18 protein-coding genes are annotated in these 23,776 nt (G+C 38.6%); 4 read left to right on the plus strand and 14 right to left on the minus strand.

Features of this window, described 5'->3' with window-relative positions:
* Positions 1–111 precede the first annotated feature (111 nt).
* The 13 genes from ruvB to ctlX form a co-directional block, all read right to left on the minus strand.
* Positions 112–1,137, minus strand: a complete 1,026-nt coding sequence (gene ruvB, locus I7X29_RS14150) for a Holliday junction branch migration DNA helicase RuvB (RefSeq protein WP_009413295.1) — start codon at positions 1,135–1,137, stop codon at positions 112–114.
* 24 nt (positions 1,138–1,161) lie between these two features.
* Entirely contained in the window at positions 1,162–2,352 is a 1,191-nt protein-coding gene (locus tag I7X29_RS14155) for a pseudouridine synthase (protein WP_198475598.1), read from the minus strand.
* Between the two features lie 77 nt (positions 2,353–2,429).
* Entirely contained in the window at positions 2,430–3,296 is an 867-nt protein-coding gene (gene atpG / locus I7X29_RS14160; RefSeq protein WP_198475600.1) for an ATP synthase F1 subunit gamma, read from the minus strand.
* A gap of 97 nt (positions 3,297–3,393) precedes the next feature.
* Positions 3,394–4,107 carry a DUF1266 domain-containing protein gene (locus tag I7X29_RS14165; RefSeq protein ID WP_009413292.1) on the minus strand — a complete coding sequence of 238 codons (714 nt, stop codon included), beginning with the start codon at positions 4,105–4,107 and terminating at the stop codon, positions 3,394–3,396.
* 31 nt (positions 4,108–4,138) lie between these two features.
* Positions 4,139–5,719, minus strand: coding sequence for a F0F1 ATP synthase subunit alpha (gene atpA, locus I7X29_RS14170; RefSeq protein ID WP_009413291.1), 1,581 nt, complete (start codon positions 5,717–5,719; stop codon positions 4,139–4,141).
* A gap of 164 nt (positions 5,720–5,883) precedes the next feature.
* Positions 5,884–6,777 (minus strand): hypothetical protein, encoded by an 894-nt coding sequence (locus I7X29_RS14175; protein ID WP_198475602.1) that lies wholly within the window; start codon positions 6,775–6,777, stop codon positions 5,884–5,886.
* A gap of 5 nt (positions 6,778–6,782) precedes the next feature.
* The gene (locus I7X29_RS14180) at positions 6,783–7,352 is read right to left on the minus strand and encodes a Uma2 family endonuclease (protein WP_198475604.1); all 570 of its coding nucleotides are present in this window, start codon (positions 7,350–7,352) and stop codon (positions 6,783–6,785) included.
* A gap of 15 nt (positions 7,353–7,367) precedes the next feature.
* Positions 7,368–7,916: an ATP synthase F1 subunit delta gene (gene atpH, locus I7X29_RS14185; RefSeq protein WP_198475606.1), complete on the minus strand. Its 549-nt coding sequence runs from the start codon at positions 7,914–7,916 to the stop codon at positions 7,368–7,370.
* A gap of 7 nt (positions 7,917–7,923) precedes the next feature.
* Positions 7,924–8,415, minus strand: coding sequence for a F0F1 ATP synthase subunit B (locus tag I7X29_RS14190; RefSeq protein ID WP_009413287.1), 492 nt, complete (start codon positions 8,413–8,415; stop codon positions 7,924–7,926).
* 80 nt (positions 8,416–8,495) lie between these two features.
* A complete protein-coding gene (atpE, locus tag I7X29_RS14195) occupies positions 8,496–8,699 on the minus strand; it encodes an ATP synthase F0 subunit C (protein WP_009413286.1) in 204 nt (67 codons plus the stop codon).
* A gap of 45 nt (positions 8,700–8,744) precedes the next feature.
* Positions 8,745–9,812 carry a F0F1 ATP synthase subunit A gene (gene atpB, locus I7X29_RS14200; protein WP_198475609.1) on the minus strand — a complete coding sequence of 356 codons (1,068 nt, stop codon included), beginning with the start codon at positions 9,810–9,812 and terminating at the stop codon, positions 8,745–8,747.
* Positions 9,813–9,957: 145 nt separating this feature from the next.
* A complete protein-coding gene (locus I7X29_RS14205) occupies positions 9,958–10,476 on the minus strand; it encodes an adenine phosphoribosyltransferase (RefSeq protein WP_009413284.1) in 519 nt (172 codons plus the stop codon).
* 8 nt (positions 10,477–10,484) lie between these two features.
* Positions 10,485–11,426 (minus strand): citrulline utilization hydrolase CtlX, encoded by a 942-nt coding sequence (ctlX, locus tag I7X29_RS14210; protein ID WP_198475611.1) that lies wholly within the window; start codon positions 11,424–11,426, stop codon positions 10,485–10,487.
* Positions 11,427–11,945: 519 nt separating this feature from the next.
* Here ctlX and sov point away from each other — a divergent pair.
* The 3 genes from sov to I7X29_RS14225 are packed head-to-tail and all read left to right on the plus strand — an operon-like array spanning position 11,946 to position 20,702.
* A complete protein-coding gene (gene sov, locus I7X29_RS14215; RefSeq protein WP_198475613.1) occupies positions 11,946–19,019 on the plus strand; it encodes a T9SS outer membrane translocon Sov/SprA in 7,074 nt (2,357 codons plus the stop codon).
* Between the two features lie 24 nt (positions 19,020–19,043).
* The gene (locus tag I7X29_RS14220; RefSeq protein ID WP_198475615.1) at positions 19,044–19,646 is read left to right on the plus strand and encodes an IMPACT family protein; all 603 of its coding nucleotides are present in this window, start codon (positions 19,044–19,046) and stop codon (positions 19,644–19,646) included.
* A gap of 48 nt (positions 19,647–19,694) precedes the next feature.
* A complete protein-coding gene (locus tag I7X29_RS14225; protein ID WP_198475617.1) occupies positions 19,695–20,702 on the plus strand; it encodes a Gfo/Idh/MocA family protein in 1,008 nt (335 codons plus the stop codon).
* A gap of 1 nt (position 20,703) precedes the next feature.
* On the opposite strand, the gene I7X29_RS14230 is transcribed toward I7X29_RS14225, so the two are convergent.
* Positions 20,704–21,192 carry a thioredoxin family protein gene (locus I7X29_RS14230; protein ID WP_088594773.1) on the minus strand — a complete coding sequence of 163 codons (489 nt, stop codon included), beginning with the start codon at positions 21,190–21,192 and terminating at the stop codon, positions 20,704–20,706.
* A 409-nt stretch (positions 21,193–21,601) separates the two neighbouring features.
* Here I7X29_RS14230 and I7X29_RS14235 point away from each other — a divergent pair.
* Positions 21,602–23,776: DUF7619 domain-containing protein (locus I7X29_RS14235; protein WP_198475619.1), on the plus strand; the 2,175-nt coding region annotated here is incomplete at its 3' end.

A 23,776-nucleotide genomic window follows, 5' to 3' on the forward strand; every position in this document is an offset into this window, starting at 1 on the left:
AGTTTTTCGAATTTGAGTAAATAGAACGGAAATGCCTTTTATAACTATAAAAAAATTCCTTAAAGTGCAGTGTTACTTTAAGGAATTTTTTGTTAATTGTATATTGTTTTTTCAGTCGAAAAGTGTTCCTTGTTTTGCGGGATGAACTTTTCCTAAGTGTTTGTAAGCTAATTCGGTTACTTCTCTACCGCGAGGGGTACGTACAATAAAACCTTCTTGAATGAGGAAAGGTTCATAGACCTCTTCAATAGTTTCGGCGCTTTCGGACACGGCAGTTGCTAAAGTGGTGATTCCTACGGGGCCTCCTTTAAATTTATCAATGAGGGTAGAGAGGATTTTGTTGTCCATCTCGTCTAATCCGTGTGCATCTACATTGAGGGCTTTGAGCCCGAAGCGGGTAATAGCGATATCTATTTTACCATTGCCTTTTATTTGCGCGAAGTCGCGAATACGACGTAAAAGGGCATTAGCAATACGCGGGGTACCTCTACTTCTGCTTGCTAATTCGATAGCAGCTTCCATAGAAATTGGGACTTTGAGAATAGAAGCACTACGCTGAACGATATCAGCTAAAAGTTCAGTAGAATAATATTGCAATCGGCTTTGAATACCAAAACGTGCACGCATAGGAGCTGTAAGTAAACCTGAACGGGTGGTTGCTCCTATAAGTGTAAAGGGATTGAGGTTGATTTGCACGGTGCGAGCGTTGGGGCCTGATTCTATCATTATATCAATCTTGTAGTCTTCCATAGCTGAGTAAAGATACTCTTCGACTACCGGACTCAAGCGGTGTATCTCGTCGATGAAAAGTACATCGCGCTCTTGCAAATTAGTGAGTAATCCAGCTAAATCTCCAGGTTTATCAAGCACGGGACCTGAAGTAATTTTGATACCTACACCCAATTCGTTAGCCAAAATATGAGCGAGGGTAGTTTTTCCAAGTCCTGGAGGGCCGTGAAAAAGGGTATGATCGAGAGCTTCGTGGCGCATATTAGCAGCTTTTACGAATACTTTTAGGTTTTCTAAAACTGCTTCTTGCCCCGCAAAATCATCAAACGACAAAGGGCGCAAGGCTCTTTCTATATCGAGTTCTTGCGCCGAATAATTTTCTTTATTTGGATCTAAGTTTTTATTCAAGCTTTTAGGATTTAGAAGATAGCATCACTTCATATTGCGAAGATTGATTACTTCTTGCTGAGTGAGGCGACGCCAATGACCACGAGGTAAATCTTTTTTAGTGAGTCCGGCAAACACTACGCGGTCGAGTTTTTCTACTTGATAGCCCAAGTGTTCAAAAATACGGCGAACAATACGATTGCGACCGCTATGGATTTTAATACCTATTTCATTTTTAGGTTTGTCGTTTACATAGCTGATTTCGTCTACCTCAATGAAACCGTCTTCTAACTCCAAGCCATCTTGTATCTTCATAAAATCTTTGTAGTCGAGTTTGCGGTCGAGAATTACGTGGTATATTTTGCGTACACCGTGAGTGGGATGAGTGAGTTTTTTGGTGAGCTCACCATCATTGGTAAGCAATAACAAACCTGTAGTAGCTCTATCTAAACGGCCTACAGGTAAGATTCGAACATTAGTAGCATTTGCGACCAAATCCATTACAGTTTTACGGCCTTTTTCGTCGTTGGTAGTGGTGATAAAACCTTTGGGTTTGTTGAGCAAGATGTATTCTTTCTTTTCAGAAGAAAGGAGTTTACCATCAAAACGAACTTCATCGGTAGGTTTTACGCGGTAGCCAAGGGTTGTCATCACTTCACCATTTACCGTTACATTACCTGCAGAAATATACATATCGGCATTGCGACGTGAACAGATGCCTGCATCGGCGATGAATTTGTTCAAGCGCACTTCGATTGGATCGGCAGCGGGATAATCAATAGGAGCTTGGTTATAAGGTTTATAAGCGTTGTTGTTATAAGGTTTTTTGTTGAAAGGTTTTTTGTAGTTGTCGTTTCGGTTGTAACCTTCATTGCGGTTATAATTTTCATTACGGTTGTAGTTGTTAGGCTTGCTATACCCGTCGTTCTTTTTGAAGTTAGGGTTGTAAGGTTTTTTGTTTTCGAAATTATAACCGTTGTTATTGTTATAATTATCATAGCGATTACCACCATTATTGTCATAACGGTTACCATTGTTATTGTTATAGCGGTTACCGTTATTATTGTTGTAACTACGTCCTTCGTTCTGTCCGTAAGTTTTCTTTTTGAATGAACTATTGCTGTTGTTGCGATTGTTACCGCTGTTGTAAGAAGAATTGTAAGGCTTTTTCTCTGAATTCCCATTAGAGGAATAGCTATTCTTCTTGTAGTTGTTGTTAAATTTTTTGTTTTCCATATAAAATTAAATCTCTCTATTATTTAAGGCAAATTGCCATTCTATTAAGGGCGAATTGCTATTCGTCCCTACAGATTTTAAGCTAAGGCTTCAGACCCTCCAACGATTTCGATAATCTCACCAGTGATGGTAGCCTGACGAGCTTTGTTGTAGGTGAGGATGAGTTCGTTTTTGAGGTCTTGAGCATTGTCGGTAGCTTTGTGCATAGCCGTCATACGTGCGCCGTGTTCTGCTGCTACAGAGTCGCGTAAGGCTTTAAACAATTGTGTTTTTAGCGAACGTGGAATGAGTCTTTCTACAATTTCTTGTTTAGAAGGCTCATAGATATAATCGGTATTTAGTTCTTTGTTATTTGTTTTAGAAGTAGTAATGGGTTGTATGGGCAAAAATGTTTCTTCTGTAAGAATTTGAGTAGCTGCATTTTTAAAACTGTTGTACACCAATACTATCTGGTCATATTTACCCGAAGTGTACAATTCCATTAGTTCTCCAGCCAAAGCAGCAGCTGTAGCAAAGGTGAGCTTATCGAAAATTTCGCTATTATGAGCTATAATATTGTCGTATTTTTTCAACACATCATTGCCTTTTTTACCTATGGTGTAGAGTCGTACCCGCTTGTCTTTATAGGTAGTTTGCTCTAACTCTAACACTTTTTTTATCACGCTGGCATTGAACGCCCCGCAGAGGCCTCTATTGGAGGTGATAGGTACCAAAAGTACTTTTTTTACTTCTCCTTTGCGTGGATTATAAACATTCTCATCACCCAAGGCAGCGCTAAGGTGTTCTAACAACAGCTTGAGTTTATAAGCATAAGGTTTCATCGCTACAATAGCATCTTGAGCCTTTTTCAGTTTGGCTGCCGATACCATTTTCATCGCTGCTGTGATCTGCATTGTTGAACTTACCGATGAAATTCTGCTTCGTATTTCTTTTAAATTTGCCATTTTATTAGGTAAGAGGTAAAAGAGGTAAGAGGTAAACTCTAACCATTTACCGTTAATCATTAACTGTTAGTTATATGTTTTAAGGTTTCTACCAAAATTAGAAAGAATACCTTTGATAAACATCTATTCCTTCTATTTTCCTTAATGAAGGTGATTTACTATGAAATAGTTGAGAGGTTAGAATAATAAGGTCTTCCAAATCAAATCCCTGAATAGTACGTCCTAAAAGGAAAGATATGGTATATTCTTGCCAGTTTTTGCCTTGTTCTTTCGCTATATCGGATACTTTTTGCAATATATTCCACATTTCAGTTTCAGAGATATATTGGCACCAATAACACCATTTAGCCAAAGAAGCTGCTCTACACAAATCCCACGCATAAGCCGATTTTACTGCCTCTACTTGTGCTAATTCTATTCCCAAACCATTGGCTATTTGTTTCTGTATTTTGCTAAGCTCAGGTGAGGTTTGCGTTAGCAGATGTCGGAACTGTAATGAACGTTTCTGTGCTAATAAGTCACTTATAGTTTGTTTAGCAGATGCTGTATCTATTATTTCCCATTGTTGACGTAATCCTTTCTGATATGTTTCTAATATTTCAGTAGGTATTAGGTTTAGTAGATTTTCACCACGGTAATACGTTAGTATCGCTCCAAAAGTGAGCAATCGTATCTGTTCCTCAGTTAAAGGATTTTGATTGATGTGTCCTATTTGTTTTTGCAAGTGTTTTTTTGTATAAGCTTTGTTTATATAAATCTGTAGCGCAAACAAAAAGACAGCTCCAATAATTATCCATATAATAACACTCATAAGAATAAATATTTAAAAAGAGATGTATTTACTATTTTGCGTATTTTTCACTTAAATCTTGGGCTACTTTTTCAAGAGTGGCTGTAATCTCATCGGTGAGTTTGCCAGCTTTGAGCTGATCTAAAATGTCACGATGAGATACATTGAGGAATTCTAAGTATTCTTTTTCGAATTCTTTAACTTTATTTACAGGTACTTGGCGCAATAAATTTTTAGAACCTGCATAAATAATCGCGATCTGATTTTCTACGGGGTAAGGGTCGTTTTGTGGTTGTTTTAAGATTTCCACATTGCGTTTTCCTTTTTCGATAACCCCCATAGTAGCTGCATCGAGGTCAGAACCAAATTTAGCAAAGGCTTCAAGTTCGCGGTACTGCGCTTGGTCTAACTTGAGCGTTCCTGCTACTTTTTTCATAGATTTAATCTGAGCTGATCCCCCGACACGTGATACGGAAATACCCACATTGATAGCAGGACGTACTCCAGAGTTGAACAAGTCAGATTCCAAGAATATTTGTCCGTCGGTAATAGAAATCACGTTAGTAGGGATATAAGCTGATACGTCGCCCGCTTGAGTTTCAATAATAGGTAAAGCAGTGAGTGAACCACCCCCTTTTACGAGTGGAGCGATGCTTTCGGGGAGGTCGTTCATTTGGCGTGCAATGGTATCATCGGCAATCACTTTGGCAGCGCGCTCTAACAGACGAGAGTGTAAGTAGAAGACGTCACCAGGGTAAGCTTCACGTCCGGGTGGACGGCGCAACAAGAGCGATACCTCACGGTAAGCCACCGCTTGTTTAGAAAGGTCGTCGTAGATGATAAGCGCAGGGCGACCTGTATCGCGGAAGTACTCGCCAATAGCAGCTCCTGCAAAAGGAGCATATACCTGCATAGGAGCAGGATCGGAAGCATTAGCCGCCACGATAGTAGTATAAGCTAAAGCACCAGCATCTTCTAAGGTTTTTGTAATACCTGCTACTGTTGAAGCTTTCTGACCAATAGCTACATAGATACAATATACAGGATTGCCTGCATCGTAGAACTCTTTTTGGTTCAATATTGTATCGATGCACACGGTAGTTTTACCTGTTTGACGGTCGCCAATTACTAACTCACGTTGCCCACGACCTATAGGAATCATCGCGTCGATTGCTTTGATACCCGTTTGTAAAGGTTCGTTTACAGGCTGACGGAAGATAACTCCAGGGGCTTTGCGTTCCAACGGCATTTCGTATAGTTTGCCCGTAATAGGGCCTTTACCATCAATAGGTTGCCCTAAGGTGTTTACGACACGACCTACGATACCTTCGCCTACGTTGATAGAAGCGATGAGCCCCGTGCGTTTTACAGTATCACCTTCTTTAATATCGGTTGACGGTCCTAAGAGGGTAATCCCTACGTTGTCTTCTTCAAGGTTGAGGACAATCCCTTGTAGTCCGTTGTCAAATTTTACTAATTCACCATATTGCGCATTTGATAGTCCGAAGATACGCGCAATACCGTCTCCCACTTGTAATACCGTTCCTACTTCTTCTAAAGAAGCATTGGCATCGAAGTGTGCTAATTGTTCTTTTAAAATTGCTGAAATTTCAGCGGCTTTTATTTCTGCCATTTTTTCAGGTTTTATTTCTTAGTTTTTAATGCTAATCAAGGGTTAAATTAACTTGTTGATTTAAAATACCCCCCCCCTTATCACATACTCCGCTCTCGCGGACTTCCCTCAAGGGGGGAGATGCGATTCAAAAGCGACAATGCGCTGTATATCAATTATGTTTGTTATTCATAATCAAGAACTGCTGCACATTCAGCTGTGTCTCCATATTCATTTTTTTCGTATTTAGACATATATTCAATTTGCATTAGAACTTTTGAAACTCTATTGTGCTTATCTAACTCTCTGTTATATTTAATACTCTTAAAATCATATCCCCAAAGTTCCTTTGTAGTTTTATTCATAGTAAGGACATTGTTCTTATTCCATTTTCCTATTTTTCCATACAATAAGAGAGATTTAGAAAAAGTCAATTCTGAAAGAGGAGTTCCATAACCTACATCTCCATAGGTAATATAAGGTTTATCATCATAAGTATAGATTGTTTCATCTCTATCTGATTTTATTTTTACTATATTACCATTCTGCCAAAACACTTCTTTTTCTAATCTTTTTTCATATTTACCTTGTGTGTAATAAGGTATCTTTGAATATTTAGTTATTTTTGTTAAATAATCATTTTTATATTCAAAAGTAATAGAGTCGTGATATATATACAAAGGTTTTTTAGGATCATTATATTTTGTGCGATTTTCAGAAACAAAATACTGTACTTTACCATCTGATAATGAGTAAAGAGTCTTTATTCTAGATTCTTGTTCTACAGAATTAAAATTATACAAGTTATCAGTTTCAATTTGATTATCTCCTATATACTTGACAGTTGTTTTAAATGAGTAGGTTAATATTCCTACAATTTTATTGTTTTCATAAGTATAAGAAGAGGGGTCTCTACTAATCAAAGTTCTTCCCTTATAAGTGTCATATTTCTCATTTACTACATTCATAGTGATAGTTTTTTTTTTTTCTTCTTCTTCTCCTACTACTGTTGTATTTTCTTTATCTTTAGTACAAGATATGAATATAAGTGTTGTTAGCAAAAATAGTATTTTTTTCATTTTATTCAATCTTTAAATAATTCCTTTGTTGAAAAGCTTAAACTTGGAAACGCTATTGAAGTTACAATATCACCTTCTATTATAGGAGGTTGTGCGATATACTTTCCACTCTCTAAGCAATAGATATGTATAGCTTTGTAATCGGCGAAAGGATAGACTACCCAATATTCACGCACGCCACTTTCTTGATATAATTCAAATTTTTGTTTCGTATCGTTTTCAGTATTTGTAGGTGAGAGTATTTCTACTACTAAATCGGGAGCACCTTTACAACCGCGTTCGTCTAATTTTGAGGTATCGCATATTACACATACATCGGGTTGTACGACTGTATTTTCACTAAGGCGCACATCAAAAGGTGCATAATAGAGTTTGCAACCACATTCTTCATCAAATACTCCTAACATAGTACGTACCAATCGGCGTGAAATATCTTGATGAATCCGCTTAGGGGCAGGGCTCATCGCAAATATTTTTCCTTTGAACAATTGTATTTTTTCCTTTAGTTGCCATAGCAAATAATCGGCATAAGTGTACGTTCTGTTCAAGTCTAACTGGTCTATACTTGTTACCATAGTTTTAGCTTTTATCTACAAAAACAATTTTTCTTGGAACTCTTGTTGTAATCGGTTGAGTTTGTGCGCTACACTAGCGTTGTATTGGACATCACCTACACGGAGGATAAAGCCCCCTATAATGTTTTTATCTACCTTGTTTTCAAGAGTAACATTTTCATTCTTAGTAAGTAATTTTACCTTTTGGAGCATTTCTCGCTGGGTAGAGTCATTCAGTGGGGTAGCTGTAGTAACCACTGCTACTTTGTGATTTTTATAGATGTTGTATTGTACTACAAATTTTTCAGCTACTGTCCCGAGAATAGACAAGCGTCCGTTTTTAATTAGTAATTCAAATAAACGCAAGGTTTCGGGAGTTACTGTAGTAAAGATTTTGGAGAGCACATTCTTTTTTACCGTTGTTTTTACGATAGGGGAGATGAGCATACGTTCCAAATCTTTATGAGATTTTATAGTTTTATCTATCAAGGTCATATCAGCGAAAACCGCCTCTAAGACATTTTGCTGTAGGGCGTATTCCAAGAGAGCCTTGGCATATCTGTTTGCTACTCTGAATCCGTACATAACCTATTTAGTTTAGGGTAACACTTTTTAAATAATCGTTGATGAGGGCAGTTTGTTTTTTCTCGTCGGAGAGCTCGCTCATCATCACTTTTTGCGCCATTTCGATAGAAAGTGCTGCGACTTGGTCTTTTAGTTGTGCTAAAGCTACTTTCTTCTCACTTTCAATTGCCTGTTGTGCTTGTTGAATGAGTTTTACACCTTCACGATGGGCTTCTTCTTTGGCTTCACTTACAATTTTATCTTTGATATCTCTTGCTTCTTTTAAGATAACATCTCTTTCAGCGCGTGCTTCGGCTAAAAGGCGCTCATTATCAGCTTTGAGGTTTGCCATTTGTTTTTGAGCTTCTTCAGCAGCTTCCAAAGCCTTGTTGATAGAGTCTTCGCGTTGTTTTACGGCATTCATTATGGGCTTCCAAGCATATTTTGCTAAGAGGAAGAGCAAGATGAGAAAGATAATGGTATTCCAGAATAATAAACTTTCAGGATGTGATAAATTCATTGTATTTAATTATTAGGTGTTAGGTGTTGTCAGTAAAGAACCGTTGTGCAACCAACCGTTACACAACGGTTTTTTTAGTACTATTTGAGGAAAGCTACAACGATACCGAAGAGGGCTGCCCCTTCGATAAGAGCTGCTGCAATCAACATCATAGTTTGGATTTTAGAAGAGACTTCGGGTTGGCGTGCTACACCTTCTACGGCTGAAGCACCGATTTTACCAATACCGATTCCGGCTCCGATGGCTGCTAATCCAGCCCCAATTCCTGCTAAAGATAAAGTCATATTTATAAAAATTAATTAGTTACTTGTGTTAGGTAATTAGGTTGATTAGTGTGTTTCTTCTACAGCTTGCCCTATGAATAGTGCAGAAAGCAGTGTAAAAACATAGGCCTGCAATACGGCTACTAATAACTCTAACATTTGCATAAACACTGTAAAGGCAACTGATACAGGGGCTATCGCTACTGATTTGAATATGAATATCAGTGATATCAAACTTAGGGCGATGATGTGACCTGCTGTCATATTAGCAAACAAACGTATCATCAAGGCAAAAGGTTTAGTGAATACACTCAATATTTCGATAGGTATCATAATAGGTAATATCCACGAGGGTACCCCAGGTGGAGCAAAAATGTGTTGCCAATAGTGTTTGTTGCTACTAAATAAGGTAAGGATAAGTGTGAAAAGAGCTAACATACCCGTAAAGAGAATGTTGTTGGTTACAGTACCTGCAAAAGGGAAGAAAGGTATAAGTCCGAAGAGGTTTCCTACCCAAATGAGGAAAAAGACTGTAAGCAAATAGGGCATATATCTATTGTAATACTTTTCTCCTATATTAGGAATAGCTATTTCATCGCGCACAAAGATTATGATAGGTTCCAATAGACCTGCCAATCCTTTTGGAGCTTTAGGATTCTTTTTATATGAACGCGCTACCGCAATGAAAGTGAGCAATAATAGTATTGATATTAACATCAATGAAACGACATTCTTAGTAATAGAAAAGTTCAGAGGGCGTGCATTGGTTACATCACCTTGAGCGTTAAACGTAAGGGGCGTATCGGCATTGGCGTAGTAGATATCCTCTTTATAGCGAACAAACCGCTGTCCATTTTTCTCAACTACAACAGTTCCTTTGTTGTCGTGATGAAAAGCGCTTGACAAAAAAGTTACCAATCCGTTATCAGTCCATAGGATTATAGGTAAGGGCAATGAATAAGCGTGCCCATTGTAATCAAATAAGTGGAAATCGTGAGAATCCCCGATGTGTTCATCGATTAACTCATTGATATTAAACTCCTCACTTCCTTCATTTTCGGTAGCAAAACCTTTTAGAGGTAACAGTGAGATTACAAATAAAGTGATATATAGAATGCAATTCTTTATTTTCATTACTTGTTTGTTTTTATTCGCGCAAATGTAGGATTTTTTATTTAAGTAGCGAAATTTTTTGGTATATTTTTTTAATTAGAAATGTTTAAATAATTGATATTTAAGTCTTAACATTTCTAATAAGTAATTTTCAATTCTCTGATTTTTACAGAATGCTATACACTTTGTAATTTTTTAGTTTATCGCGTCCCTTGAGAAAATGTAGTTCCATTAGGAAATCAAGCTGCACGATATCCCCTCCGAGACGTTCTATAAGTTTTACTACAGCTTCGGCAGTACCTCCTGTAGCGAGGATATCGTCGTGAATTAGTACTTTTTCATCTTTTGCAATGGCATCTTCGTGGATTTCGAGCACATCTTGCCCGTATTCCAAATTGTAAGTCTGTGAAAGAGTTTTATAGGGTAATTTTCCTTTTTTGCGTACGGGTACAAAACCCGCTCCTAAGCGTTGAGCAAGGAGCATACCAAAGAAAAATCCACGGCTTTCCATTCCGACCACTTTGTCGATTTTCTGACCGTGTAGGTTTTCTACCAATAGGTCTATTACGTATTCTACCCCTTTTACGTCCATTAGTAGAGGGGTAATGTCTTTAAATATAATACCTTCCTTAGGGAAGTCTTTAATGTCGCGTATTTTACTTTGAATGTATTCTTTTTTGTCCATTTTAGTTATTAGTGTTTAGATGTTAGAGGGTTAAAGACTTCTGCAAGCATACAACGAGCACTACCACCCCCACAAGTTTCAATGGTTTCTAAATTGCTGTGAATAATAGCGGTATGCTTTTCTATAGTTTTTCGTTGTTCGGAAGTTAGACTGTTATAGGCAGCATCACTCATTACTAAGTAAGTGCTTTCTTTTCCTTGTACTTGTAGCATATTGCCAGCGTATTGTTCCATTTGTTTAGGGGTAATGTTAATTACTTCTTTTTTGTCTTTTTTGAGATGATGCAAGAGATTTTTGCGCTCGCTTTTATCGGTGATGGTGTCTAAGCACACTACTGCGAAATCTACACCTAATGCCATCATTACATTAGTGTGATAAATAGGTAATTGTTCATTACCTACCTGCTGATAGGCTTTGAAAATCACTGGAGTATATTCAAAATCTTCGCAGAACTCAATAAAAAGCTCTTCATCGGCACGAGGAGAGAGCGCGCAATAGGCTTTGCGGTTTACCCTATCAAGTACCATAGCGCCCGTACCTTCCAAGAAGATATTTTCTTTTTCGGCATCGGTATAGTCGTATACGTTTTCAATATCAAAACCTTCAGCTTCTACTTTGTCTAAAATATCCTCACGTCGTTCACGTCGGCGGTTTTCGGCAAACATAGGGTAGATAGCCACATCGCCGTTCTGGTGGAAGGTAATCCAATTGTTTGGGAATACTGAATCTGGAGTGTTTTGTTCATAAACATCGTTTACAACAATCACTTTTACTCCAACAGCACGTAGTTTATCCACAAGAGCGTCGAACTCTTGCTGAGCTTTGAGGTTTATTTCGTCGTTCTTCAAATCCATTTCCTCTTGGAAATAGTTGTTTACAACGGTTTGTTCATTCATACGGAAGCGCACAGGGCGTACCATTAACACAGTATTGGTAATTTGCTTTTTCATCAGTAAACAGTGGTTAGCAATCAAAGGCACAAAAGTACAACAAAAATAACAATTAGCAATTAACAACTAATAAATTCTTTTTTTAAGGGATGACAAATCTATACAAAAAGGACTTTCATTACTTCTCGATCTTTTCTAATTCAATGTTATTTTCTTTCATTTAGTAAATTTGTGTTTAAAAAAAGTTATTGAGCTTGTTATTTTTTTTTCTATAAAAGAAGCCTCAAAAAAATGATTTTGTGTTTGAAAAAACTAAAATTCAGAAACTTTTTTTTGGCAAAGATACAATAAATAAATTGGATTACTATATTATTTGATATAGAAAAGTAGAGTTAAAAACTATTGCCAAAATTACTTATTCATCACTAAACATTTTCCAAAAACTTAGCCTTTGAGTCAAAACTCTAATACTCTGCACTATAATTAACGATTGTTAAAAATGTTAATTATTAATTGGAAATTGTCAATAGTTTTTTATCTTTGCCCCGATTTATATTCTACTATAATGTATCTCCCATTATGAAATATACTTATACACTATTCATACTACTCTTTTTCAGTGTTTTAACAACTCAAGCTCAAGTAACTCCCACTACTACCGAAGGTACTCAAACCGAGACGACCGTGCGCAATGGCATTGGACGTGTGGGGTTAGAGCAGCCTAAAAGTATTGTGCAACAGTATACATATAATCCTACACTTGATCGTTATGTATATACCGAAAAAATCGGTAAGTATGACCTTAGAACACCTATGTTTCTTACTGTAAAGGAATACGAGAACTTGGTACTGCGTGAGCGTATGAAAGCGTATTACGATGAAAAACTCGCAACTTTGGGTGATACAAGCACAAGTACAATTGATAAAAAAAAGGCACAACGCAACTTATTGCCTGAGTTGTACATAAATTCTGATTTTTTTGAGAGTATCTTTGGGGGGCGCAATATAGAGCTCACACCGCAAGGGAGTGTAGGGGTAGACTTAGGAGTTCGTTATACACGTAATGATAACCCTATAGTGAGTCCGCGTTACCGAAGCTCGTGGGGATTAGATTTTGAACAACGCATCAGTTTAGGACTTACTGGTAAAATAGGAACAAGGTTGAAACTCAATGCTCAGTACGACACTCAAGCTTCTTTTGATTTTCAAAATGTCTTCAAATTAGAGTACGCTCCCGATGAAGATGATATCGTACAGAAAGTAGAGTTAGGAAATATCTCAATGCCAATGTCTAACTCACTGATTACGGGCTCTCAAAGTCTGTTTGGGGTGAAAACTGAACTAAAGTTTGGGCGTACCACTATCACAGGAGTATTTTCTGAACAGAGGTCTGAACGCAAAACGGTTAGCGCACAAGGAGGTGGCACGATTACCGAATTTGAATTTTCAGCTTTAGACTACGACGAAAATCGCAACTTCTTCCTAGCACAATTCTTTCGCGATAATTATGACCGCGCTTTAGAGAACTATCCTTTTATCAATAGTAAAGTACAAATCACTCGATTGGAAGTATGGGTTACCAACCGCAATAGCCGTATGGGTAATATTCGCAATATTTTGGCATTGCAGGACTTAGGAGAACCTAAACAAGTGAATACCCGTTTGGGAGATAAAGCAGGTGCAGCTTTCTTCAATGCCACTACTAACAATATGCCTGCCAATGGTGCTAATAAATACGACCCTACAAAGTTAGGTACACCTAATTCGGTGCTTACTGAGGCAATTCGCGATGTGGCAACAGTACAACAAGGTTTTGGTACAAATGCTTCGTATGTAAGTCAGGGGTATGACTATGCTATCATTGAAAATGCGCGAAAACTCGAAGAAGGAGTTGATTATAAAGTAGATAATAAACTTGGTTATATTTCACTTGTTACAGCTTTGAGCAGTGATGAAGTGCTGGCAGTAGCCTACCAATATACCTATGGTAGCCAAGTGTACCAAGTAGGTGAATTTGCTAATGATGGTATTTCGGCAACTACTAACCAAATTTATGGTGGGGGTAACAATGCTATTACCAATAACCTTTTAGTACTGAAAATGCTCAAAAGCAACCGTTTGAACGTGAATGACCCTATTTGGGATTTGATGATGAAAAACGTTTATTCGGTAGGTACAGCGCGACTTTCAGCTGAAGATTTTCGTATGAATATCTTCTATTCTAATCCGTCGCCTATCAACTATATAGAAAAGGTGGATAATGTAGGTTGGCCTGCGAGTTTAGACGATCGTATTTTGCTCAACCTTTTTAATTTCGACCGCCTCAACAAATACAACGACCCACAACCAGGGGGTGATGGTTTCTTTGACTACCTACCTGGCATTACTATCGATGAACAGTACGGCAAAATCTTCTTTACTAAAGTAGAACCTTTTGGTAGTTTTCTCTACAACACTTTAGGAGGAGGAACAGATTACGGCAACCCTCTTTCTTATAACAACAATCAGAAAAAGTACGTATATACTTCACTGTATAAAAACACTAAGTCACAAGCCCAAATGGATGGCGATAAGAACAAGTTCGTAATGAAAGGTCGCTACAAAGCTTCCTCACGTCGGGGCATATCCTTAGGGGCTTTCAACGTACCGCGGGGTTCGGTAACCGTAACGGCAGGTGGACGTATACTCGTGGAAGGCATCGACTATTTGGTGGATTACCAATCGGGTACGGTGGAAATTATCAACGCAAGTTTAGAAGCTTCTAATTTACCTATACAAGTATCCGTAGAGAACAACTTGATTTTTGGCGGACAGACCACGCGCTATATGGGTGTGAATGTGGAACATAAGTTCAGCGATAAGTTCATCGTAAATGGAGCTATTGTAAATTTACGTGAACGTCCTTATACTCAGAAAACTAGCTACGGACAAGAGAGTGTGAACAATACTATCTTTGGGGTAGGAGCTACCTATTCTACTGAGTTGCCCTTCCTTACTCGTTGGGTGAATCGTATTCCTACGATTAAAAGCGATGCTCCTTCTAACCTCTCGCTGCGTGGTGAGTTTGCTTATTTGAGAGCAGGCACCCCGAAAGCCGATGATTTCAACGGTGAAACTACTGTATATTTAGATGATTTTGAGTCAGCTCAAGCTACTATTGATATACGTTCACCTCTGGCTTGGAAATTAGCGAGTCCACCTTTAGAGTTTGGACAAGGTAGTGGCACAGCTTCACGTACGCTTTACGGTAGCAACCCTACCGATGCTAATAACTTGCGCAATGGTTTTGGGCGTGCTAAATTGGCGTGGTATACTATTGATCCTGTGTTCTATTCAGCTCAAAAACCTTCGGATATAAACAGTAATGAAATTTCTAAAAATAGTACTCGCCGTATTTTTATAGAAGAAATCTTCCCACAACAGCAATTAGCGCAAGGGCAATCACTTGTACAAACTACTTTGGATTTGGCATACTATCCTAATGTAAAAGGCCCTTATAACAACAGCCCTTCTTTCAATACCGAAAATAAATGGGGGGGGATTATGCGTGGTATGAGCTATTCTGATTTCCAAGAAAGCAATATAGAGTTCCTACAATTCTGGGTAATGGATCCTTACTATTCAGGTGAATACAGTGGTAATGGGGAGTTGGTGTTCAACTTAGGAAATATCTCTGAAGATGTACTCAAAGATGGTCGTAAGCAATATGAAAATGGCTTGCCAGGACTTTCGTCTACCGCTAGCACTAACCAAACTTCTTGGGGGAAAGTGCCTGCCGCTCAATCCTTAGTTTATGCTTTCGATGAGAATCCTTCTAACCGTGCTTTGCAAGATATAGGGCTCGACGGACTTACCGATACCGATGAAAGAAATATCTATACGAACAACCTCGCTACCTCGCCTAACGACCCTGCAATGGATAACTATGAGTATTTTTTGGCACGTAGTGGGGGTATCCTTAATCGTTACTACAACTACAATGGTACTCAAGGCAACTCACCCGTAAATAATACCGATAGCAATAGAGGTTCTACAACCATACCCGATCACGAGGATATCAATGGTGATTATACGATGAATACCGCCAATAACTACCTTGAATATCGCGTACGTATGCACCCTAATATCACTACTTCCGACCCTTATGTGAACGATATTCGTACAGTTTCAATAGAAGCCCCCAATGGGCAACAGGTGTCTGCCCGATGGATACAGTACAAAATACCAATTGCCAGTGGTGCATTATGGCGTGAAGGCTATAGCTTCCCTGTAGGAACGGTTTCTAAAACTGAACAAATTAATATCATCAATTCGATGACACACATGCGTATGTATCTCACTGGTTTCCAAAACGAGATGCTCTTACGCTTCGGTACACTCGACCTTATTCGTGGTGATTGGCGCTACTACAATTATCCACTCAATGAAAGTTTGGGGGTTACTTCAGCTACTACCGTCGAAATCAACTCCGTTAACCTCATCGAGAACGAAAATCGCCATCCTATTCCTTATCGTATGCCACCAGGGGTACACCGCGAACGTATCAATACCAATAATACTTTGGTGGAACAGAATGAACAAGCCTTGTCGTACATAGTGCGCGATCTTAGAGATCAGGATAGCCGTGCTGTGTATAAAGCCTTGCGTTTTGACTTGCGACAATACAAATATATCAAGATGTTTGTACACGCCGAAGCCTATAAGAACAATGCTTTAACCGATAATCAGGCAGTAGCTTTTATACGAATAGGTACCGATTTCAACAATAACTACTATCAAATAGAAGTCCCCTTGCAGGTAACTCCTGCAGGAGCAAGTGCCGATTACCTAATATGGCCTAAAGAAAACGAACTGAATATCCCAATGGAAATACTCACCAAGCTCAAAGCTATTAAACTGAGAAGTGTAGGAGGACTGAGTGATGAAACGTATTACGATCACAATTTTAATGTAATTACTACTCCTTACACTACTCCTCATATCGCGGGGCAAAACCGCTATGTCATCAAAGGAAATCCATCCTTAGGTAGCGTGCGTGCGGTAATGTTGGGAATTAAAAATGCATCGGGGCACGACCTCAGTGGTGAGTTTTGGTTCAACGAACTCCGTGTTGCCGAATTAGAAAATCGCGGTGGCTGGGCTGCCGTTGGTTCATTGGATGCTAATGCTTCTGAATTACTGAATATTTCGGCTACAGGACGTATGCACACTGTAGGCTTTGGGGCTGTAGATCAAGCGCCTAACCAACGTGCGCTCGAAAGTACCCGTGAGTACGACGTGATGATGAACATCAATGCAGGGAAACTCTTGCCTCCTAAGTGGAATATGCAAATACCCGTAGGTTTGAATCACTCTCAAAAGCTCTCAACACCAGAGTATGATCCTGTATATCAAGATATCAGATTGCAAGACCGCTTGGATGTTGCTCAAAATGAAAATGAACGTGAAATTATCAAGCGGCAAGCCGAAGATTATACCTTGCGACGCGGTATCAACCTTATTGGGGTGAAGAAAAACTTAGCTGAAGGGCAAAAGAACCATATCTACAACATCGAAAACTTTACTTTCAACTACGCTTATAATGAGAAAAACCACCGCGATTACGAGCTTAGTTATGAAGATGAGCAACAAGTACGGGCAGGCTTTATGTACAACTATACGTTTAAACCTACAACGGTAGAGCCTTTCAAAAAGAGTAGCAAGTTTGCAGGCAAACGTTATTGGCAGTGGTTAGCTGATATGAATCTGAATATTTTGCCTACAAGCATTATGTTCACTGCAGATGTTAATCGTTCGTTTACTAAACAGTTGTTCCGCGATGTGCATTTCGATGGTGTAAATGCAAGTCAGCAACGCGCTTTGCCAGAATTGCAACAACGCAATTACTTGATGAATCACCAATATGCTATCAACTATAATCTCACCAAATCATTGCGACTCAATTTCAGTGCAACTAACAATAGTATCATTCGCAATTACTATAGATATGATGCCAATGGTGATATATCAGGAGTAGATAGAGAGGTATCGTTGTGGAATAATTTCTGGGATTTAGGAACTCCTGATCACTTTTTCTCTAAATTCCAAGTGAATTACGAATTGCCATTTGCAAAGTTCCCTTACTTTGAGTTCTTACGTGCCAACTATACATATTCAGGTGATTTTGATTACCAACGTGGGTCTCAAACCCTCTTGCAATTGGCACGCCAAGACGTGAATACCTTGCAAAATGGTAACACTCATAACTTTACCGCAAACCTTACTTTCGATCAGCTTTATCGTTACTTAGGCGTGAGAGCTACCCCAAGAGGTGAGAAAGCAAGTGTTGGAAAAACGCTTTTAACGATGATTAAAACCGCTGGTGTGAACTATTCAGTTACTAATGCTCGTACCATCCCTGGCTACACCCAGCAAGTAGGATTCTTGGGTACGTTCAAACCTTCGGTAGGCTTTATGTTTGGTGACCAAACCGATTTGCGCTACGAAATGGCTAAGCGCGGCCAGCTTACCGAATTTGCCGATTTCAACGACCAATATATCAAATCACAAGAAAAACAACTCTTGCTCACCGCTAATTTGCAACCAATACCTGATTTACAAATCAATTTAAAAGGGAATAGACAATATACTGAAAATTATACCGAAACCTTTGAAGTGCGCAATTTTGTATACAACAAATTAGTAGGCAATCAGGTAGGTAGCTTTAATATTTCTACCAACCTCATCGCAACTGCTTTCAACAAAATAGACGAGTACAACTCGGCTGCCTTTGAACGCTTTAAAGATAACCGGCTCACCGTCGCACGCCGCTTAGCCGATGCTCGCGGGTTGAACCCTTCATCAGTAGATGCTGAGGGGTATCCTATAGGATATAGCAAAAAAAGTCAGGCGGTAATGATACCGGCGTTCTTTGCAGCGTATTCTGGCGGTAGTGCCAGTGGTGTATCACTTGATGCGTTCAAAAATATTCCTATCCCTGAGTGGAATATACGTTATACAGGCTTGATGCGCATCGATTTTATCAAGAATACTTTTCGCCGTTTCTCATTAGCCCACGGCTATCGCGCGAGCTATTCACTTAGTGAGTTCCGTACCAACTTGGAGTATGAACCTGCTAATCCTAATAAAACGAATGTAGCAGGCGACTTCCTCAATGAAAAATTGTATTCTACGGTTACCCTTGCCGAGCAGTTCAATCCGCTTATTCGCGCCGATATGGAACTTAAAAATTCTATGAGTCTCTTGGCAGAGTTCAACCGTGATCGCACCATTTCTATCAGTTTAGATAATGATTATCTCACTGAAATCCTCAAGCGTGAATATAAATTTGGCTTAGGTTATCGCTTTAAAAACTTGAGCTTTGTAACCCGTGTGAATGGTAATCTCACTACGCTGAAGAGTGATTTGGTACTCAAAGGTACGCTTTCTTACCTCAATGAGTTCACCGTAATACGCAATATGGAAATATTTAACAACCAAGTAACTGCAGGACAAACCTCTTGGTTAGGTAATCTTACCGCCGAGTATGCCCTCAGTCGTAACCTCTTAGCATCGTACTATTTCCAATACAATTTCTCTAAATCGGCTATTTCTACAGCCTTTCCAATGACCACAATCCGTACAGGACTCTCAGTGAAATACACCTTTCAATAACCCCTGAAACCTGACCCCTGAATAATGGATACTTACAAAACTATAGCAATCTCTATAGAAGAAGTAATCTTTAAGGAAAAGAGTAGCAAGTTTCTCGGCTATGCTTTTCCTGTTACTTCCGAAGAAGAGATAAAGGTACATCTTGAAGAAGTGAAAAAAGCTCATTTTTCGGCACGACATTGGTGTTATGCGTGGCAATTAGGTTATGGATCTACCCAACGTTATCGCGCCAACGACGACGGTGAGCCTAATAATACGGCAGGTATTCCTATTTACGGACAAATCCAGTCCTTTGAACTTACCAATATATTGGTAATTGTCGTGCGCTATTTTGGAGGAATCAAGTTAGGTGTAGGCGGATTAGTACAAGCCTATAAAACTACCGCCCAACTTACCCTGCAAGTGGCTGAAATTGAAGAAAAACTCATCACTGAAGAGTTGCGTATCCGTTTTGATTATCCATTGATGAACAAAGTAATGAGGGTAGTGAAGGAGCAAAACCTCACCATCACCCAACAAAACCTCACTGAGAATTGTGAGTTACAGCTTGCTATTCGGCAAAGTGATTATCAAAGAATGCAAGAGCTTTTTGAGAATATCTATGGAGTATTAATAGTTAAAGATTAACGTTTTTGTTACCCCATAACCTGTTACTTATTATCTATTACCTGAAAAATGAATATAGCACTTTGTAGTTTTGGAATGAGCGGACGTGTATTCCACGCCCCTTTTATCGCTCAACATCCTCATCTTAACCTCTATGCGGTGGTAGAACGCCATCGCTCGGAATCTCGTGAATTATATCCCAAAAGCAAATTGTATCGTTCAGTAGCTGAAGTGCTACAAGACCCAGCCATAGAAGTAGTAGTGGTCAATACTCCCGTGCAAACTCATTATGAGTACGCCAAAGAAGCTCTTTTAGCAGGAAAACACGTATTAGTTGAAAAACCTTTTACGGTAACTGCTGAAGAAGCTCGTGCTCTCAATACTTTAGCCAAAGAAAAAGGGAAGCTACTCACCGTTTATCAAAATCGTCGTTATGATGGTGATTATCTGAAAGTAAAGGAAATAGTAAAAAGTGGTGTATTGGGCGAACTTAAAGAAGTAGAAATACGTTTTGATCGTTTCCGTGATAGTATCAGTGCCAAAGCCCATAAAGAAACTGCTAAAAGTGGGGGAGGAGCACTTTATGATTTGGGGGCACACCTTATAGACCAAGCCTTGCAATTATTTGGGAAACCTATAAAAACATACGCCGATTTGGGTTACCTCCGCAAAGGTACTCAAACCGACGATTATTTTGAAGTGATATGCTTCTATGACAATCAGTTGCGCGTACGACTCAAATCTTCTACTTTTGCCTTAGAACGACAATGGGAATACGTGTTACACGGTACTAAAGGCAGTTTTTTGCAACAGCGTTTCGACGGACAAGAAAATGCTTTAGTTGTGGGTGTGATTCCTACTACAATTCATTGGATGCCAAAAGTTTACGAACCTAATGGTATCCTGCATACGCTTGAAAGTCGTACGCTCACAACAGCCCAACACGGCAATTATGGACAGTTTTACGAAGATTTCTATCAAGCCCTCATAGGAAAAAAAGAAAACCCCGTACCTGCAAGTGAGGCTTTAGAAGTAATTAATATCATTGATGAATTAGCAAATCGCCAAATTAGCTAATTTATAACCTTCCTTGTAGAAATTTCTTAACCTTTTTAGGATCGTATCCTTTACCATCTTCTAAATCTTCACTTTTTTGAGTGAAGAGCACTTCGCCTTTAGAACTCAGGATAAGGAATGCAGGATAACCGTATTGTACTCCAGGATTACCATACTTTTTAAAAGCCTTTTCATTCTCGTTTTCAGGTGAAAAATTTAAGTGGTAATAGATATATTTCTTGTTGAGAATTTTCTTCAATTCAGGATTGGTAGTTACTAAGTGATTGAATCGCAAGCACCACACACACCAATTACCACCAATTTGTACGAGTACTTTCTTGTTTTCTTTTTTAGCCTGCTGCAATAGCTGGTTGATACGCATATACCCATCTTCTTCAGGATGATAAGGCTGCTCATAGCCCGTGCGTTCTTTTTGTATTTCTTCACTACTTTGTGCACTTAAAGTAGTCCCAGCCCAGCATAGTAATGCTATAAAAATAATTTTCTTCATAAAGCAATATTTTTTTTGATGAGGCAAAAGTACAAAATTCATACCATTGAGAAACAACAAACTACCTTTTTTTGTAAATATCATCATTCCCTACAGCCTTATTATAATCTTGCACTTCACGCCCAACATAGGCTTCTACCCTTCGGGAGATCAGAGGCTATCGTACCTCACACTGTTAATATAACATAAAAAAAACAACTTTTCTAATTTTTATTTTTATACAATATATGTGTAAGTTAGGTAAAAAATATTCGTTACATAAGTGTTAAAATGATGTTAAAGTCGTAATAAAGTATTGGAATGTAAAAATAATACTGTATTTTTGCGCGTGAAACCCTAAGTGTATCAATTTCTACACATATTTTTATTCTCAGTAATTAGCATTTTTAAGAAATACATTCATATCAATATGAAAAAGTTTATACTATTACAATGTTTCTTTTTAGCAACAATTGTTACAACGGTTGCTCAAGATATACCATTTACACCTTTTTTTCAACAAACGGTGAAAGGGGATATGATTATAGTGGGTAATGCTATACTCAATAAAGGAGATTCGCGCCCTGCCAATGCCCCATATAATGGAGATCACGACAACTCTCGTATCAATATGGAATATACCGATGTTGATAATGATCCAAGTACTTTTAACTCCAGTTCAGCTGATGTAAAAGAGCCTGTGTCTACTTGTAACAAGCGAGTAATAAAAGCTTATTTGTATTGGGCAGCCGCCTATACACAAGAAAGGGTAGACAACCAGCGTAATCCTCGTTTGGAAAGATCAAAATTTGGTCAGGTAAAATTTAAAATAGGTAATGGAGCTTATCACAATCTTGTAGGTCATAAAGTATATGATGGTAATGATATTGTGAGCTCTACAGGCTGGGGTAATCCAGCCAAAGGGCAAAGAGCATATATATATCGTGCCGATGTCACTAATTTACTTACAAATATAGGAGCTACTTACACTGTTGCCGATATGCAAGCTCCTTTCGGTACTGAAGACTCTGGTGCAGGGTATGCCGCAGGTTGGAATTTAGTAATAGTATATGAAGATTTAGCTCGTGAGAGCCGTAATATTACCTTGTTTGACGGTTTTTCAGTAGTCAGAACTGGTCGTTTTCCTAACATCAGTATTTCTGGATTTAAAACCGTACCTTCAGGTCCAGTAAAAGCTAGAATTGGTTTTGCAGCTTTAGAAGGAGAAATAGGAATTTATGGTGATAAACTTCGCATCAATGGAACTGAAATATCAGCTCCTGGTCGTAATCAAAATAACTTCTTCAATAGTAGTATCACCAATGAAACAGGAGTCAATCTCGATAGAAATCCTAAATCTACTAACCTGCTTGGTTTCGATGCAGGTATCTTCAATTTGCCTAATAATGGCAATAATCTTCTGCATAACAACGCTACTACAGCTACAATCAGCCCTTATACAGTACAAGATTCATACTATCCATTCTTCTTCGCTTTCAATGTGGAGGTAATCGCTCCTCATATTGTGATGGAAAAACGCGTGTACGATGTAGCTAATAATGATGTTACCAATGCTACCAATATAGCCTTTGGCGCTTCTCTTCGCTATAAAATCCGCTTCAGAAATACTGGAAATGACGATGCTAAAAATTTAGTAATTACAGAGGTGCTCCCTAATAGTTTACAAAACAAAGTAACCAGTATCAATGTACCTTCAGGAGTTACATTTACATCATACAATACTAACACCCGTGAAATAAAATTCACAGTACCTAATAATTTAGTCAAAAAATTTAGCGCTTGGCAAGAAATATCCTTTGGCGTACAAGTAGCTAATAACTGTAACGATTGGCGCGACCCTTGTGCCAATCAAATAGCAAATAGTGTTTCGGCTACTTATAATGGAGTAGAAAATCCTACTTCCGATGGTTTTACAACTAAAAGTTTCCCTCAAGCGGGTTCTTGCGACTCAGGAACAGCAGCTCCAACTCTCTTCACTGTAAATACCGATTTTACCAATTGTGCTTATAAAGAAACCATTACCCTCTGTCAAGCCAATGCTGTACTTACAGCTGCCGATGGCTTTGATAGCTATAAGTGGGAAAAAACAGCAGGAGGTAATATAGGTCAAAAAGGTACTAATCGCGTCCTTACCGTTTCCGAAGCTGGTACTTATAAAGTAACAAAAACCAAAGCTGGTTGTGCTACTATGTACGAAATCTACGAGGTAAAACCCAATCCTGCCGAAGCTGATCACCCTATCCATAAAATGATTCAAAACAAACAAGTCAATGGAGAACTATACATCTGTCCAGATAATGGTCAGTATTATCCTCAGGTGTATTTGTGTGGTGCTAATGCTTCTGTAAATTTTAAAGTGAGCATTTCTAATGCTATAAACTTTGTATGGCAGAAAAAAGGCAACTGTAATGCTAAAGAAGCGCAGCGCTTTAAAGAATGCCCTCCAAGCCTTGAATCCTATAATTGTACTTGGGCAAATGTGCATACTAATAACGGCACTACCACCCAATATACATTTAATCAAGAAGGTGACTATCGGTTGGTAGTAACTTATAGCAATGGAGGTGGTAATTGTGTAGTGTAC

This window comes from Capnocytophaga periodontitidis (assembly GCF_016126015.1).
Classification (GTDB): Bacteria; Bacteroidota; Bacteroidia; order Flavobacteriales; family Flavobacteriaceae; genus Capnocytophaga; species Capnocytophaga periodontitidis.

What these genes read in the sequence shown, in the direction of transcription:
- atpE (WP_009413286.1), bottom strand. Translation starts at nt 8,699, where the DNA reads ATGACTTTATCTTTAGCAGGAATTGGGGCTGGATTAGCAGCCATCGGA.
- I7X29_RS14190 (WP_009413287.1), bottom strand. Translation starts at nt 8,415, where the DNA reads ATGAATTTATCACATCCTGAAAGTTTATTATTCTGGAATACCATTATC.
- atpA (WP_009413291.1), bottom strand. Translation starts at nt 5,719, where the DNA reads ATGGCAGAAATAAAAGCCGCTGAAATTTCAGCAATTTTAAAAGAACAA.
- I7X29_RS14230 (WP_088594773.1), bottom strand. Translation starts at nt 21,192, where the DNA reads ATGAAGAAAATTATTTTTATAGCATTACTATGCTGGGCTGGGACTACT.
- I7X29_RS14165 (WP_009413292.1), bottom strand. Translation starts at nt 4,107, where the DNA reads ATGAGTGTTATTATATGGATAATTATTGGAGCTGTCTTTTTGTTTGCG.
- I7X29_RS14155 (WP_198475598.1), bottom strand. Translation starts at nt 2,352, where the DNA reads ATGGAAAACAAAAAATTTAACAACAACTACAAGAAGAATAGCTATTCC.
- sov (WP_198475613.1), top strand. Translation starts at nt 11,946, where the DNA reads ATGAAATATACTTATACACTATTCATACTACTCTTTTTCAGTGTTTTA.
- ctlX (WP_198475611.1), bottom strand. Translation starts at nt 11,426, where the DNA reads ATGAAAAAGCAAATTACCAATACTGTGTTAATGGTACGCCCTGTGCGC.
- I7X29_RS14225 (WP_198475617.1), top strand. Translation starts at nt 19,695, where the DNA reads ATGAATATAGCACTTTGTAGTTTTGGAATGAGCGGACGTGTATTCCAC.
- I7X29_RS14220 (WP_198475615.1), top strand. Translation starts at nt 19,044, where the DNA reads ATGGATACTTACAAAACTATAGCAATCTCTATAGAAGAAGTAATCTTT.
- I7X29_RS14205 (WP_009413284.1), bottom strand. Translation starts at nt 10,476, where the DNA reads ATGGACAAAAAAGAATACATTCAAAGTAAAATACGCGACATTAAAGAC.
- I7X29_RS14175 (WP_198475602.1), bottom strand. Translation starts at nt 6,777, where the DNA reads ATGAAAAAAATACTATTTTTGCTAACAACACTTATATTCATATCTTGT.
- atpG (WP_198475600.1), bottom strand. Translation starts at nt 3,296, where the DNA reads ATGGCAAATTTAAAAGAAATACGAAGCAGAATTTCATCGGTAAGTTCA.
- atpH (WP_198475606.1), bottom strand. Translation starts at nt 7,916, where the DNA reads ATGTACGGATTCAGAGTAGCAAACAGATATGCCAAGGCTCTCTTGGAA.
- I7X29_RS14180 (WP_198475604.1), bottom strand. Translation starts at nt 7,352, where the DNA reads ATGGTAACAAGTATAGACCAGTTAGACTTGAACAGAACGTACACTTAT.
- atpB (WP_198475609.1), bottom strand. Translation starts at nt 9,812, where the DNA reads ATGAAAATAAAGAATTGCATTCTATATATCACTTTATTTGTAATCTCA.